General features: G+C 61.1%; 15 protein-coding genes and 1 tRNA gene. 6 read left to right on the plus strand and 10 right to left on the minus strand.

Going from position 1 to position 13,900, the window contains the following annotated elements; all coding sequences use genetic code 11:
- The first annotated feature begins 225 nt into the window (after nucleotides 1–225).
- The 3 genes from AB4072_RS03515 (at nucleotide 226) to AB4072_RS03525 (ending at nucleotide 2,091) form a co-directional block, all read left to right on the plus strand.
- Nucleotides 226–972: a TerC family protein gene (locus tag AB4072_RS03515; protein WP_441965512.1), complete on the plus strand. Its 747-nt coding sequence runs from the start codon at nucleotides 226–228 to the stop codon at nucleotides 970–972.
- 94 nt (nucleotides 973–1,066) lie between these two features.
- Entirely contained in the window at nucleotides 1,067–1,768 is a 702-nt protein-coding gene (locus AB4072_RS03520) for an AzlC family ABC transporter permease (RefSeq protein ID WP_441965513.1), read from the plus strand.
- Nucleotides 1,765–2,091: an AzlD family protein gene (locus AB4072_RS03525; protein WP_441965514.1), complete on the plus strand. Its 327-nt coding sequence runs from the start codon at nucleotides 1,765–1,767 to the stop codon at nucleotides 2,089–2,091. The genes AB4072_RS03520 and AB4072_RS03525 overlap by 4 nt, the downstream gene beginning before the upstream one ends.
- On the opposite strand, the gene AB4072_RS03530 is transcribed toward AB4072_RS03525, so the two are convergent.
- The 4 genes from AB4072_RS03530 to AB4072_RS03545 are packed head-to-tail and all read right to left on the minus strand — an operon-like array spanning nucleotide 2,080 to nucleotide 4,780.
- Nucleotides 2,080–2,541 (minus strand): arsenate-mycothiol transferase ArsC, encoded by a 462-nt coding sequence (locus AB4072_RS03530; protein WP_441965515.1) that lies wholly within the window; start codon nucleotides 2,539–2,541, stop codon nucleotides 2,080–2,082. The two genes, AB4072_RS03525 and AB4072_RS03530, sit on opposite strands and share 12 nt — an antisense overlap.
- 3 nt (nucleotides 2,542–2,544) lie before the next feature.
- A complete protein-coding gene (locus tag AB4072_RS03535; RefSeq protein WP_441965516.1) occupies nucleotides 2,545–3,030 on the minus strand; it encodes a UPF0262 family protein in 486 nt (161 codons plus the stop codon).
- A gap of 14 nt (nucleotides 3,031–3,044) precedes the next feature.
- Nucleotides 3,045–4,337, minus strand: coding sequence for a histidinol dehydrogenase (gene hisD, locus AB4072_RS03540; protein ID WP_441965517.1), 1,293 nt, complete (start codon nucleotides 4,335–4,337; stop codon nucleotides 3,045–3,047).
- Nucleotides 4,337–4,780 (minus strand): DUF2948 family protein, encoded by a 444-nt coding sequence (locus AB4072_RS03545; protein ID WP_441965518.1) that lies wholly within the window; start codon nucleotides 4,778–4,780, stop codon nucleotides 4,337–4,339. Before AB4072_RS03545 ends, hisD begins: the two co-directional genes overlap by 1 nt.
- Nucleotides 4,781–5,010: 230 nt before the next feature.
- On the opposite strand from AB4072_RS03545, the gene AB4072_RS03550 reads away from it, so the two are divergent.
- Nucleotides 5,011–5,337 carry a hypothetical protein gene (locus AB4072_RS03550; RefSeq protein WP_441965519.1) on the plus strand — a complete coding sequence of 109 codons (327 nt, stop codon included), beginning with the start codon at nucleotides 5,011–5,013 and terminating at the stop codon, nucleotides 5,335–5,337.
- Between the two features lie 53 nt (nucleotides 5,338–5,390).
- On the opposite strand, the gene murA is transcribed toward AB4072_RS03550, so the two are convergent.
- Both murA and AB4072_RS03560 read right to left on the minus strand, forming a co-directional pair.
- Nucleotides 5,391–6,680 carry a UDP-N-acetylglucosamine 1-carboxyvinyltransferase gene (gene murA, locus AB4072_RS03555; protein ID WP_441965520.1) on the minus strand — a complete coding sequence of 430 codons (1,290 nt, stop codon included), beginning with the start codon at nucleotides 6,678–6,680 and terminating at the stop codon, nucleotides 5,391–5,393.
- Between the two features lie 49 nt (nucleotides 6,681–6,729).
- Nucleotides 6,730–6,885: a hypothetical protein gene (locus AB4072_RS03560; RefSeq protein ID WP_441965521.1), complete on the minus strand. Its 156-nt coding sequence runs from the start codon at nucleotides 6,883–6,885 to the stop codon at nucleotides 6,730–6,732.
- A 155-nt stretch (nucleotides 6,886–7,040) separates the two neighbouring features.
- On the opposite strand from AB4072_RS03560, the gene hemA reads away from it, so the two are divergent.
- Together hemA and AB4072_RS03570 are read left to right on the plus strand one after the other, a co-directional pair.
- Nucleotides 7,041–8,264, plus strand: a complete 1,224-nt coding sequence (gene hemA, locus AB4072_RS03565) for a 5-aminolevulinate synthase (RefSeq protein ID WP_441965522.1) — start codon at nucleotides 7,041–7,043, stop codon at nucleotides 8,262–8,264.
- A 158-nt stretch (nucleotides 8,265–8,422) separates the two neighbouring features.
- Nucleotides 8,423–8,497, plus strand: a tRNA-Thr gene (locus tag AB4072_RS03570).
- Nucleotides 8,498–8,663: 166 nt separating this feature from the next.
- Here AB4072_RS03570 and AB4072_RS03575 read toward each other — a convergent pair.
- From AB4072_RS03575 to AB4072_RS03590, 4 genes are all read right to left on the minus strand, one after another.
- On the minus strand, nucleotides 8,664–9,020 hold the full coding sequence (locus AB4072_RS03575; protein ID WP_441965523.1) for a diacylglycerol kinase: 357 nt from the start codon (nucleotides 9,018–9,020) through the stop codon (nucleotides 8,664–8,666).
- A gap of 434 nt (nucleotides 9,021–9,454) precedes the next feature.
- Entirely contained in the window at nucleotides 9,455–10,744 is a 1,290-nt protein-coding gene (locus AB4072_RS03580; protein WP_441965524.1) for an NAD(P)/FAD-dependent oxidoreductase, read from the minus strand.
- A 56-nt stretch (nucleotides 10,745–10,800) separates the two neighbouring features.
- Nucleotides 10,801–12,927, minus strand: a complete 2,127-nt coding sequence (locus AB4072_RS03585) for an adenylate/guanylate cyclase domain-containing protein (RefSeq protein ID WP_441965525.1) — start codon at nucleotides 12,925–12,927, stop codon at nucleotides 10,801–10,803.
- A gap of 178 nt (nucleotides 12,928–13,105) precedes the next feature.
- Nucleotides 13,106–13,882, minus strand: coding sequence for an SDR family oxidoreductase (locus tag AB4072_RS03590; protein ID WP_441965526.1), 777 nt, complete (start codon nucleotides 13,880–13,882; stop codon nucleotides 13,106–13,108).
- Nucleotides 13,883–13,900: the final 18 nt, after the last annotated feature.

Here is a 13,900-nt window from a genome sequence, read left to right on the forward strand (position 1 = left end):
CATTAAATTGAGCCCAAAGCATCATTTTCGATCAACCAATAGACGCGTATTTTCAAGAGAGGTTGAGAAAAAACATAGACTTAGCGAATAAGACCTTTGTCCAATTCAGCCATTTTTGGGTCTTTTTGAAGGGAAAACGCGAGAACCACGGTTGAATCCACGAATACAATATATACCTAAGCAGCCGCGCCGCCCGATCCAACCTGCAGGCCAAGGCTAACCTTGATGGACTATATTCTCTCGACAACGTTTCTCGTCTCGCTACTACAGGTTATCTGGATCGATATTCTGCTTTCCGGTGACAACGCCGTCGTCATTGCCATGGCCTGTCGCTCGCTGCCGCCGCACCAGAGAAAGCTCGGCATCATGCTGGGCGCCGGCACTGCGGTCGCGCTGCGGATCGTCTTCGCGCTGGTCATCTCATACCTTCTCGGCGTTCCTTACCTGCGCATCATCGGCGGCCTGCTGCTGTTCTGGATCGCGCTGAAACTGATCGGCGGCGAGGAAGAGGCCGGACATGAGGTCAAGGCCAGCGACAGCCTCTGGAAGGCCGTTCGCACCATCGCTATCGCCGACGCCGTCATGAGCCTCGACAACGTGGTGGCCATCGCCGCCGCTTCGCGCGGGCACCCCGAACTCTTCATCTTCGGTCTTTTGCTCTCGATCCCGCTCATCATGGCGGGCGCATCGGTGATCACCGGTCTCTTGAACCGTTTCCCGATCCTCGTCTGGGCCGGCGCAGCGCTTCTCGGTTACATCGCCGCCGAAATGATCGTGACCGATCCGGTGGTGTTGACCTGGCTGAGCGGCAACTACCCGCAATTCGTGATGCCAGATCCGGGCCATCCCCCGCTCGACCTCAAGCCGGTTTCCATGGTGCTTTATAGCGCCGCGGCCATCGGCGCCCTCGTGGTCATCGTCGGCGGGTGGGTCATGTCTCGCAACGCGGGACGGGACGTCGCGAAGACCTGAGGCACTTTGAAAAAATGCATACCTCCTCCGCGATTGCGATTGCGGAGGAGCGGTTGACGGCGAAGGCGCCGGCGGGCACAGATCGCACCCGCTCATGTCATCTCAATCTCACATCAACTGCACCTTTGCCGCCTGCCGTCGCGGGGCGCGCATGGCGTTGCCGGCCTTTCCCGGCTACATCGTCTTCGCCATGGCCTTCGGCACCGCAGCCGCGCAAAAAGAACTGCCGCTCGCTCATGCTCTGGGCTTGAGCGGCTTTGTCTATGCGGGCGCATCGCAGATGGTGGGCCTGGAGGTCTGGCAACAGGTCTGGTCTCCGACAACGATCCTGACCATCATGACGGTAACGGCGGTGGTGAATGCGCGCCTGATCTTGCTCGGCGCGACGCTTCAACCGTGGCTCGAGAAAGAGCCCCTGGCGCGCTCCGCGTTGAACCTGTTTTTGCTCACCGAGGCGAACTGGCTTTTCGGGACCCGTTACTACAACGAGGGTGGACGGGACGTGGGCATTCTGCTCGGCTCCGGCGTAACCCTCTGGCTCGTCTGGCTCGCCGCCAGCTTCGTCGGCTATTTCGCCGGTGCGCTCGTGCCCGAGCCGCAGCGTTTCGGACTCGATCTCGTGATGCCGATCTTCTTCGGCTCGATGCTCGTACCGCTGTGGAAAGGCGTGAGACCAGCCCTGCCCTGGTTCATCGCGGGAGCGGTTGCTCTCATCGTTCATTCCGTTCTACCGGGGTATTTCTACCTCGTCGCCGGCGCGGTGTCCGGCGTGATCGCCGGAATGCTCACCGAATGACGGATCTCGAAGCACTGATCGCCGGCCCTTGGGGCGCACCCATTGCCATCGCGGCGATGGCGCTCGCGACCTTTCTCTGCCGCATTGCAGGTGCTGTCGTGATGAGCCGCGTAAATATCACGCCCCGCATCGAACGCGGGTTACGCGCGCTTCCCGGTTCCATCATCATGGCGACCATTCTGCCCATCGTTCTCGACAAGGGGCCGACAGCCGCTCTGGGCCTCATGGCGACAATCGTCGCCATGGTGCTGACGCGCAAAGAGCTCGTCGGGCTTGCCGCCGGGCTCGGCACCATGACCCTCATCCGAGCTCTAGGCTTCTAGGACAGGCGCCAGTCTCTGGCGGATCCGCGACTGCAAGCCATCGCGCACATGGCGATAGGCATCGAGCACCTGCTCGCGCGAGCCCTGTGTCAATGTCGGGTCGGGCGTCGGCCAATATTCAACGTCGGCTGCAAGCGTGCGCGTCAATTCCAGCGCAGCGTGGTGAGCTTCCGGCGAAAGGGAAATGATGAGGTCGAAATTAAGCCCCTCCCATTCTTCCAGTTCGTCGAGCGTGCGCGGTTTGTGTTTTGAGGCATCGATACCGATTTCATCGAGAACTTGTGCCGTAAACGCATCGGCTTCGCTTTTGCGCACACCGGCCGACTGCACATAAACCGACTTACCGCAGTAATAGCGTGCAATCGCCTCGGCCATGGGCGAACGCACGGCGTTCATGGCGCACACGAAAAGAACCGAGTGAATCCGTTTTGGGCGGGCTTCCTCGTCCAAGCGTCAGCCCCGCCAGTGAAGTGCGAAAATGAGTGTGAAGATGCGACGCGCCGTGTCGAAGTCGACCACGAGCTTGCCTTCGAGACGCTTCATCAGCAATTCCGCCGCCTCGTTGTGCAATCCGCGCCGCCCCATATCGATGGCTTCGATCTGAGAAGGCGAGCCGGATCGGATGGCTTTGTAGTAGCTGTCGCAGATGAATTCGTAATCGCGGATCACTTTGCGAAAAGGTGTCAGCGACAAGTGATGCGTCACGAGCGTCTCGCCAATCTGCGTCCGAACCTCGAAGCAGAGCCGCTTCTCGATCAGGGCTATGTGCAAGGCATACGGCCCGCCATCGTAATTCGGCAGCGCGAAGAAATTTTCCTCGACGATGTCATAGATGGCGATGGCGCGCTCATGCTCCTGGTCGGGATTGCCGCGACCGATGGAGCCCTCGTCGAGCGTGACGGCAACAAGGCGACACCGCTCGTTCCCTTCGCTCGCCATTTCCACTCCATCCATCACATATTCAGGCGGATCGCCACCGACCGCGCATGGCCTTCAAGCCCCTCGGAGCGCCCGAGCGCAATGGCGGCGGGACCGAGAGCACGCAGCGCACCCGCATCGCATTTCAGGATCGAGGTTCGCTTCATGAAGTCAAGCACACCGAGGCCCGATGAAAAACGAGCGGACCGGGCGGTGGGCAGAACGTGGTTCGGCCCGCCCACATAATCGCCGATCGCTTCCGGGGTGTGGCTTCCGAGGAAGATCGATCCGGCATTGCGGACCTTGCCGACCAGTTCTTCCGGGTTCTCAGTCTCGATTTCGAGATGCTCCGGTGCGAGCCGGTCGATGAGGGAGACCGCGTCGTCAAGCCGCTCGACCAGAATGATCGCACCGTAATCGCGCCAGCTTGCACCGGCGATCTCGGCTTTCGGCAATGTCGTGAGCTGGCGAGCGACGGCTTTTTCGACTGCATCCGCGAGGCTCGCATTGTCCGTGATCAAGATCGACTGCGCCACCGGATCGTGTTCGGCTTGCGCCAGCAGATCGGCAGCGATCCAATCCGGGTTCGCGTGGCTATCGGCCACGACCAGAACCTCGGAAGGCCCAGCGATCATGTCGATGCCGACCTGCCCGAACACGCGACGCTTGGCTGCGGCGACATAAGCATTGCCGGGGCCGACGATCTTGGCGACCGGCTGCACGCTCGGCGTCCCATAAGCGAGAGCCGCGACCGCCTGCGCACCGCCGACGCGAATGACTTCATCGACGCCAGCCAGACGCGCCGCCGCGAGAACGAGCGGGTTCGTTTCGCCGCGCGGGGTCGGCACCACCATAGCGACGCGCGGCACGCCCGCGACTTTCGCAGGCACTGCGTTCATCAAGACGGAAGAGGGATAACTTGCCAGGCCCCCAGGCACGTAGATGCCGACCGATTCAAGCGCCGTCCAGCGCCAGCCAAGAGTGACGCCGAGAGCGTCCGTCGTAAGCGAATCCTGTGGGCGCTGGGCGCGATGATAGACCTCGATACGTTCTTTCGCGAGGCGCAGGGCGTCGAGTTCCTCTTTCGAGCACTGCGCCTCGGCCGCATCGATTTCCGCATCCGAGACACGTAAGGTCTGCGGTGTCAGGTCTAGATGGTCGAAACGGCGGGTATAGTCGATCAGAGCCTCATCACCCCGCGCGATCACGTCGTCGATGATCGCGCGAACCACCTGATCCACATCCTCCGACACTTCACGCTTGGCCGAGAGCAGTTCAGCAAAAGCTTTCGGGAAATCCGCATCCCGGGCATCCAGCCGCTTCGCCATCAGGAGCGCCCCGCCGGCGTATCGTCGTGCTTGGGGCGGCTTTCGGCTGCCCAGACGGGCCCCAGGTCCTTCATCTGCATCTCGATGCACTCCACATCGACCTGGATCGCGCCGCCGTCGGCGAAAATCAAGCTCGCAGTACCGGACGGCGCATCCGTCTCATCGAACGAGATGGCGAGAAGATTGAGCACGGCGTCCTGGTTCTTCGGATCGATACCGCGAACGCGAACCGCCTTCACACGCTCGAAATGAAGCCCCATCAGACGGCGCTGGGGCGGTGCCGAAGCACCCTCCTCCCACGCGAAACGCTTCGCCACGATGGCAAAGCGACGCTCGCCCGGCAGATAGGCGATGTCACCGACGCGAACGAGCGCATCCTGAAGATAGGCGGAGACGACCGTAAGATCTTCCTGGTCGAGCGCGACGAGTTTCAACAGCTCCATGGGACAGCAACCTCTTATTGAGCTTTGAGAGCTACCTAGAGTTTGATCGTTTCAGGTTGAAACCCGATCAACCTCTAAATTCTTTTGATGCCGCATGATCCGGGCGAACAACCGGTTTCCACTTGTTCTGATCATGCTCTAGAGACCGCTTGCGGCAAGCGCAACCTTTCCACTCACGCGAGGTTCACCTTTCGACCCGCACCATGGCCCCGTCTGGAGAAAAAAGCCCGATGAAACGTCTCGCCCTGGCCCTTCTCGCCCTCGTGGCACTCGTAGGCCCGAGCTTTGCTCAATATTACGACCCTTATGCTCCACGCCCCGGCTGGGAGCACCGCCCGCCCCCGCCGCCGCCCGGCTGGAGACCGCCTCCGCCGCCTCATTCCGGTTGGGGACCGCCGCCGGGGCAACGCTGGCGTCCGCAGCCCCGCCGCCAGATGGGCAATGTCTGCGTGACGGCGCGGGGAAGCTGCGAATATCCGCAGTTCTTCGAGCGCAATACACCTTGCAGCTGCGACATTCCCGGTTTCGGCCGCAAGCGCGGCGCTATCGGATACTGACTCTGAAAGACGGATTGGAGGTTATGAGCCTCCAATCCATCATCCCCCTGCCCTTATCCCTTGATCCGCTCGATCTCGGCGCCGCAGCGCCCCAGCTTGGCTTCGAGAGCCTCGAAACCCCGATCGAGGTGATAGACACGGTTGATCGTCGTCTCACCCTCGGCGGCAAGGCCCGCAATGACGAGTGAGACCGAAGCCCGCAGATCGGTCGCCATGACCGGCGCACCTTTCAGCGTATCGACGCCCTCCACATAAGCGCTATCGCCATCGAGGCGGATCTTTGCGCCGAGGCGGGCCAGCTCCTGCACGTGCATGAACCGATTCTCGAAAATCGTCTCGCGGATGCGCGACGTGCCGCCGGCTCTGGTCATGAGGGCCATGAACTGGGCCTGCAGATCGGTCGGGAAACCCGGGAACGGGTCGGTCGTCATGTCGACGGCCTTGATGCCGTTGCCGTTGCGGCGGACGCGAATAGAATTCTCGGTCGCGGTGATCTCGGCCCCGGCCTCTTTGAGCACATCGAGAGCGAATTGCAGCAGATCGGGCCGCGTGTTCTCGAGGGTCACGTCACCACCGGTCATGGCGACCGCCATGGCATAGGTGCCGGTCTCGATCCGGTCCGGTAGAACGTCGTGCGATGCACCGTGCAGGCGTTCCACGCCTTCCACCACGATCTCGGACTGGCCCGCGCCGGTGATCTTAGCGCCCATCTTGATCAGGCAATCGGCAAGGTCGACGACTTCCGGCTCGCGCGCCGCGTTCTTGATGACGGTCTTGCCCTTGGCAAGCGTCGCCGCCATGAGAGCCACATGGGTGCCGCCTACCGTGACTTTCGGAAACGCGATTTCCGCCCCTGTCAGGCCCTTCGGCGCCTTCGCAACCACATAACCGCCATCGATCTCGATCTCGGCGCCCAGCTTTTCCAGGGCCATGATGAGAAGATCGACCGGGCGCGTGCCGATGGCGCAGCCTCCCGGCATCGACACCCGGGCCTCCCCGAAACGGGCGACGAGGGGGGCGATAACCCAGAAGCTCGCCCGCATCGTCGAAACGAGTTCATAGGGCGCGCAAGTATCGATGATCGAGCGCGCGGTCAGGCGGATCGTCTGGCCCGTCTCCGTCGTCTCGCCGGGGCGGCGGCCGGCGATCATGTGATCGACGCCGAAGTTGCTCAGGATTCGCAACAGTGAGGAAATGTCGGCCAAACGCGGCACGTTCCCGAGTTCCAGCACCTCCTCGCTGAGAAGGCTCGCGATCATCAAAGGCAGCGCCGCGTTCTTGGCGCCGGAGATCGGAATGGTGCCGTTCAGCGGCACGCCACCGCGAATGCGAATGCGATCCATGAAAAGTCCCTTGCAACAAAGGGCCGCAAAGCGGCCTCGACCAAAAAATTCACACAGGCTTATCGTCCGCCCGTTCCGGCTGCTCGTCCGCCTCTATCGGCTTGGAGGCTTGCCGGCCACGAGCTTGAGCCTTGCGGCGCTTAAGATTCTCTTTCAAAGCCGCCTTCAGGCGGTCGGCTTTTGCTTGCGATTTCACGTCAGACATGTTTCACGCGACCCATCGTCGCCTTTCCAGATAAAGGCTTCGCAAACGGGCCTCAACCCGATTATTCAGTGTCGCAGGCTTTGACCGAGATCAATGCCGCCCCTGGCGTAGCGCCCTAGTTTCCCGGGTGTTCCGTTGCCGTATCCGGTGAGATGATGGACTATCAAGACTTCTTCGCCTCCGCCCTGGACCGCCTCAAGGAAGAACGGCGCTATCGCGTCTTTGCCGATATAGAGCGACAGGCGGGACGTTTCCCGACTGCGATCTGGCACAGCCCGAAAGGCTCCCGCGACATCACCGTGTGGTGCTCCAACGATTACCTGGGCATGGGGCAGAACAAAGGCGTGATGCGCGCCATGGTCGAAACCGCCTGGCGGGTCGGCACGGGTGCCGGCGGAACGCGCAACATTTCCGGCAACAGCCACCCTCTCGTGGAGCTGGAGGCCGAACTCGCCGATCTCCATGGCAAGGAGGCGGGGCTCGTCTTCACCTCGGGCTATGTCTCGAATCAGACCGGCATCGCGACCATCGCGAAGCTGATCCCGAACTGCCTCATTCTGTCGGATGCCCTCAACCACAATTCGATGATTGAAGGCGTGCGCCAATCCTGCTGCGAGAAGGCTATTTTCCGCCACAACGACCTGGCGCATCTGGAAGAGTTGCTACAGGCCGCAGACGAGCGGCCCAAGCTGATCGTTTTCGAGAGCATCTATTCCATGGACGGAGACATTTCTCCGATCCACGCGATCTGCGATCTCGCCGAGCGCTATAACGCCATGACCTATCTCGACGAGGTTCACGCGGTCGGCATGTACGGCCCGCGCGGCGGCGGCATCGCCGAGCGCGAGGGCGCAATGCACCGAATTGATGTGATCGAGGGTACCCTCGGCAAGGCCTTCGGCGTCATGGGCGGCTATATCACCGCCTCCCGGAGCGTCATTGACGCCGTGCGCAGCTTCGCGCCGGGTTTCATCTTCACCACCGCCCTGCCCCCGGCGGTCGCGGCTGCCGCCACCGCTTCGGTGCGGCACCTCAAGACTTCCTCCGACGAACGCGCCAAGCAGCACTACCAGGTGAACCGCACCAAAGCCGCCCTCGTCAATGCCGGCCTGCCGGTGCTCGAGACGAGCACCCACATCGTGCCGATCATGGTGGGCGACGCGGAGGCCTGCAAGGCGGCTTCGGACCGCCTGCTGGAACAGCACGGCATCTACATCCAACCGATCAACTACCCGACCGTGCCGCGCGGCACCGAGCGGCTGCGGATCACCCCGACCCCGTTCCACTCGGAAGCTCACATTGCCGCCCTCGCATCGGCGCTGGTGGAGGTCTGGACCACACTCAAGCTTCCGCTGGACCCAAAAGCGGCGGCGGCTTAAGGAGTTTTTCAAAGCCGAAACCTGCCTCCGGCGCCTTGGCCCATCCCCTTTTCAAGGCCCAGCCAAAGCCCGGAGCGAAAATCATCCGAGTGAATTTTCACTTTCAAACTTGCGCCGGCCGTCGCCCTGTGGCAGTAACCGGCCCGCTTCAACAGCGCGCTGCCGTAGCTCAGTGGTAGAGCACTCCCTTGGTAAGGGAGAGGTCGAGAGTTCAATCCTCTCTGGCAGCACCATTCATTTCCAGCGCGATTTATCTGGCCAATCTGCTCCAAGGCAGGAAGATAGACAAAGTAAGGCAGTCGCCATTCAGGCCGACGCCTTGTTGTCATACTGCATCTCACTGAAACAGCAGTGAGCCTTATCTGCGCCTTAACGGCTCTGATCACCTGTTCAGCAAGGTCAGGATAGCGAGACCAAGCGCTCGAACAATGCCGTTCCCCAGACAAGCCCGACGATGACAAGGGCACATAAGACAGCGGCGGAGCCGAAATCCTTCACGCGTCCGATGGTGGGGTGGTGATCGGGATTGACGTGGTCGCAGAGTTTTTCAACGGCCGTATTGAGGAGTTCCACGGCGAGAAGAAGCAGGATCGTGGAGACGAGTGCTATTCTGGTCCAAGCCGTCATTCCAACCAGGAAAGACGCGGGGAGCGCGACGACGAGCAAGATCAACTCCTGTCTCACCGCCCGTTCCGTCGCGGCCGCCACGTGGATTCCGCGGCAGGAGTTCAGGAAAGCGGCCCAGAGCTTATTCATTCTACCGTCCCATTTGGATGGGCGGCACTTACAGGTCGCAAGCCTCCTGGGCAACCCCACACAACCTGCAGGATATTGCTTATCGAATATCCGAGGTTGTTATTACGTGACCAACAATGTCCTGTGCGCCAATGCACCTTCTTTTTTCATGACCTAAGGTAACTCTCAAATTGCCGGAGAGCCGGCGATTGAAAGAGGTGCCCCATGGGGCTGAAATATCCGACATTTCGCGCGAGCTACTCGTCCGAGTATCAGTCGCCCGCCGACACCAATTCGCAACGCGGCACATCAGAACCAGAGCGTTTGGCCGGCCTTTTTCTCGTGGCAATCGGGCTCGTTCTCATCGGGCTTACGCTCAGTTTCTTTTCGTGGTTGATGGCGTTTCGATAGGGCCTCGCCGTGACGAAGCCGTCCTCGCGGACAAATCTTGCCCGTCAGCGCGAACGAAACTCGCGCAAGAGGTCGGCGGCCTGGTACGACCAATAGGTCAATTGCACCGCAGCCTTTCCGAAGGGGCCCCCGTTCCATGGCAGCCCAAAGGGGCTGAAGAGACGGAAGCGGTCGCTTTCGCCTGTAATGCCCTCGGCGATCACTCTCCCCCCGATGGCGGTCGTATTCGTGCCATGCCCGCCGAACGCCGTGCAGTACCAGACGCCAGGCTTGAACTGTCCGATTTGCGGCATGAGATGCCGCGCGTAAGACATGAGGCCGGACCAGGCAATCTCCGTCTTCAAACCTGCGAGTTGGGGATAGGTCGTCTTCATCTCCCGCTCGAGAAGAGAGGCGATGTCACGCGGATCCGTTGTCCGAGTCGTGATGCGGCCACCCCAAAGGATGCGCTTCCCGCCGTCCACAAGCCGGTAATAATCCCCCGCCCTCCGGTCGTCGAGCACGGCGGCGGAGGTTCGCATGGCAGTCTGCACGACATCAGGCGCCTCCTCCGTCAGCAAGACATACGTCGCGATGGGGAGATAAGACCGCCGCAAGGCCGGCATGACACTGCCGGTGTAGCCGCCGGTCGCGAAGACGACATGCTCGGCTTCGATCTCCGCATGATCCGTCTTCACGCGTTTGCGCGGGCCATCGAAGTCCGCCGACACGACCGGCGATCCTTCATAGATCGCCGCGCCAAGACGCACTGCTTCTTCGGCAAGACCGCGCGCGTAATTGAGAGGATGGAAGTGGAAGGCCCCTTCATCCAGGAGGCCTTGGCGATATTTCGGTGACCGAAGGAGATCGCCGATTTCGTCTCCGGCCAGATGGCGCTGCCTCAGCCCAAATTCGCGCTCCAGGCGATCCCGGGACACGCGCAAGGCGTCGCCTGGATCATAGCGGACAGCCTTGATGATTCCCGGCACGGGAACGGCATCTGCAAGACCAAGCTCGGCGATGTTGCGGCGGATGATCTCGACGCCTTCCAAAGACAGACGAAAAAGCTCTTTCGCCTGTTCTTTCCCCACCATGCCTTCGATGGCCGATAGGGATGTGGCATAGCCCGCTGAGACGAAACCTCCGTTGCGCCCGGAAGCTCCCCATGCGACGCGGTTGGCCTCGAGCAGAATAACCGATCGTCCGGCGCGAGCGAGTTCGAGAGCGACAGTGAGCCCGGCAAAGCCGCCGCCCACAATGCAGACATCTGCAGCCATCGAACCTCGCGCCGAGGGATAGACGGCAGTTTTGGAGAGTGTGCGGCTATAGTACGTATCGAGATAGGTCGCGGGCATGGCGCGCTTTGCAGGTCACAGTATGCAGATGGGATTGCCGTCGCTTGCAGTGTGCGTCAAGAGCCTTCCGCAACTGCTGCTGCCTTGTGGGACTCGGCCCGACAGCGTTCCAGATATATCCGGAAGAGAAGATCGTCAGGGACCAACTCGATCAATTTCTCAAGTCGGGCCGCAGCCTTCTCAAGGTCACCGGAATGGTAGAGCGCACAGGCTTCCTCCCATGTCTTCAGCGTGCGCGCCCGGTCGGTCCCAGGCTTCAATTCGGGCTCGCCAGGGACATCGGCCCCAAGGAGCTCGAAGATCGCGATTGCAACATGTGCGCCTTCCGGAACAACGCGATCCACAAAACGGAAGATGTACTCTTCGCCTGCGGCGGATCGAACCGCCTCGCTCACAAGGATCGTGGTAGCGTAGCGTTTGTTGAGCTTCTCCAGACGAGAGGCGATGTTCACCGTGTGACCGAGCGCCGTGTAGTTCACGCGATCGACCGATCCGACATTCCCGACGACCGCCTCGCCTGTATGGAGACCGAACCGCGTTCGCATCGGCAGGCCGCCCTCCGCGATGAACTGCGCGTTGAGACCATCCAGCCGCCGTGCCGCGCGCAACGCGCCGAGGCATCCGAGGGATACGTGATCTTCCCTCTCCTCCGGCGCGTTCCAGAACGCCATGATGCTGTCGCCGATATATTTGTCGATAGTAGCGCCTGACCTCAGAAGCTCGTTCCCGACTTCGCTGAAGTAGCGGGACGTGCGTATCATCACGTCTTCTGGATCGAGCTCCTCGGCGAGAGTCGTGAAGCCCGCGATATCGGAAAACAAAACCGTGATCGGCTGGCGCGTCCCACCGAGATCGGACGAAAATTTACGCCCGATAATACCGCGCACGAGAGCACGCGGAACATAGCGCATGAAGGTGCTCAGCGCGAGTTCGAGCGTATCGAGAGCGCGCATCAATTCCTGGATTTCGAAGACACGCGCCGGCTTGCGTTGAAGATGAACGAATTCGAACTGCATGATCCGACGAATATCCTCCGCCGCAACGCGCAACGGCAGAGAGAGCCGCCTGGAGGCGAACATGACGAAGAGAAGCGCAAGCGCAACCGAAATCGCACTGATCATGAGCAGATTCGTGCGGATCTGCTCGGCCGGACCCAGCAAGGTTTCGTAGGGAATAGCGAGACTGATGAAGAGATTGCCGAAGCCGTTTCCGACCCGCTCGGTGCGCCCGAAATAATTCACGCCGCCCACATCGAACAAGGCGTTCTCCGTGCGGCCGCTAAGCTTTTCGAACGTGGAATACATGCTGCGCAGGAGTGGCTCGCCGAGATCGGCCACCTTCAGAAGCCGGTCGTCCTTATCCGCCTGTCGTATCTTACGAAAAACGTCGCCGTGGGGATGCGCAATCAGCGTGCCTGCATCGTCGAAAATCAATAATTCAAGCTCTGGCGGGAAGCGGAGTTTCTCGAGATATTGATCGAGGCTGGCCAGCGTCATATCGATGCCGAAAACCGCATCGCTTTTCTGACTGGCGCGCCGGGCTATGGTGATGCCGGCCTCGGGAATATTGGCGAACCGATACGGCGATGTGACGATCGATTCCTGGCTTGTCAGGCTTGGGCCGTACCAGGGACGCTTGCGCGGATCGAACGTCGTCGGTTGAGACGAAACGCGACGCAACTCCCGGCCCATCTGGTCGACGACGATCCAGCGGGCTGTCGGCCCCGTTGCCGGGCGCTCCACGATCATGAAGACATATGCGGCACCATCGGATGGTGGGCCGATCTCAGGCGGCCCGCCCCCCGCCAGGCTTTGCACGACGACATGAGTTCCGTCCCCGCGACCGACGAAGATGCCCATCGCTGCGGGCAGCGGCTTTTCAAGATCCTTCAGAATGGCGAGAAGACGCGGCCCCAGTTCTTCAAGAGGCATCGTCGGATCGACGGTCAGCGTAATCGTATCGAGCACGGAGCCCGTGATCCGAAAACCTCCCGATATTTCGCCTCTCACATTATCCGTGATCCGACGGAAGTCGTCTTCCGCATCCCGCAGAGTGAGCGTTGTCAGCTGTTGATGGTTGAAACCAATCAAGCTACCGGAAATGGCAAGGACAATAAGCGTGAAGACGAGCGCGACAACCGCCTGCAGGCTCCAGAGGCGGGGAGAACCATCGGCCGACTTCACGGCGCGCGCCCAGGACAAGCGCTGGCAAGGAAAGGCGTCATGCGCAAGGCAAGCTTAAGCATTCGAACGTTCCGCCGCTGCAAAAAGATCGAGCGCGAGGTCTGAACTCCGCGCTCCATAAATAGCACGCACCCCAGGCTGTCACAAAATAGGCACCCCGGGGCACGCGACGATCGCTCTACGTTGCCGAGATCTGCCCGCCATCGACCCGCAGGATTGAGCCTGTCATGAAAGAGGCCTTGTCGCTGGCAAGGAAGACGGCGGCAGCGGCGAACTCGGCGATATCGCCATAGCGCCCGGCCGGAATGGCCGCCCGCGCCGCCGCCTCGACCGTCGCGACATCGCGGTTGGTCCGCTCTGCATTGGCGGCATCGAGCTGCTTGAGTCGATCGGTCGCGATGCGCCCCGGAGCGATCGCGTTGACCGTTACGCCGGAGGCGGCAACCTCCGAGGCCAGGGTCTTCCCCCAACCGACGAGAGCAGGACGAATGGCATTCGAAATGGCGAGATTCGGAATCGGCTGGATAACGCCGGAGGAGATGACGGAGATGATCCGCCCGAACTTACGCTCGATCATACCCGGCAGAAGATGATCCGCGAGGCGCACGAGATTGACGAACATGCTTTCGAACGAATTACGCCATTGCTCGGAAGACACGCCTTGCGCCTTGCCGGGCGGCGGGCCGCCGCTGTTCAGGATGAGAATGTCGATCCCGCCGAGCGCCTTGACCACATCCTCCGCGAGTGTATCAACCTCCGCGGTCTTGCCGGTGTCGCAAACGTACGGGAATACGGTGGGACCGATCTTATCGGCGGCCGCCTTCGAACCTTCAAGCGTGCGGCTCGCAATCGCCACGCGTGCGCCTTCCGCGGCTAGCCCCTGTGCGATTCCGAAACCCAAACCCTTGCTCGCACCCAAGACCAGGGCGCGCCGCCCTTCAAGACCCGTCTCCATGTTTCAAATCCCTTTCCC

The organism is Microvirga sp. 2MCAF38 (genome assembly GCF_052115485.1).
In the GTDB taxonomy this organism is placed as follows: domain Bacteria; phylum Pseudomonadota; class Alphaproteobacteria; order Rhizobiales; family Beijerinckiaceae; genus Microvirga.